Consider the following 551-nt stretch of genomic DNA (forward strand, 5'->3'; position numbering starts at 1 on the left):
CATGGGGACTGACCCCATAAGATGAGACAAATAAAAACACCTTCAAGTTTGAATACGGATGATTGTTATCCGAAATTAGACTTGGAGGTGTTTTTTCTATGGGGACAAGAGTGAGTTATCCGCTTGAAGTGAAACAGAAGGCTGTAGAAATGAGATTGGCAGGCGTACCTATGAAAGAGATCATGCAGGAGTTGAATATCAAAAATAATACGCAGATTAAGACATGGGTCAGATGGTATAAGGCTGGTGATACACATCGATTTGAACAGCCTGTTGGTAAGCAATACACTTATGGAAAAGGTCCGGAGTATTCTTCCGAATTAGAGAAACTGCAGGCAGAGAATCGATATCTGAGACAACAGAATGAAGTGTTAAAAAAGTACAACGAATTGGAAAGGAAGTTGATAGCCAAACGTCAGTCGAACTTGTAGAAGAATTGCACAGCACAATGACCGTGCAGGATATCTGTATTCATTTAGGTATCTCTCGCTCGTCTTATTATCGTTGGAAGAAGAATCTGAAGAAAGATCATCCCAAGCGCCATTTAGAAA

Annotated in this window: 1 pseudogene; it reads left to right on the forward strand. The window is 40.1% G+C overall.

Annotated elements, in window-relative coordinates:
- Window positions 1-98 precede the first annotated feature (98 nt).
- A pseudogene (locus PH558_RS34055) lies at window positions 99-551 on the forward strand (helix-turn-helix domain-containing protein); the annotation flags it as partial.

This window comes from Rhizobium pantanalense, assembly GCF_030182525.1.
GTDB lineage: Bacteria > Pseudomonadota > Alphaproteobacteria > Rhizobiales > Rhizobiaceae > Rhizobium.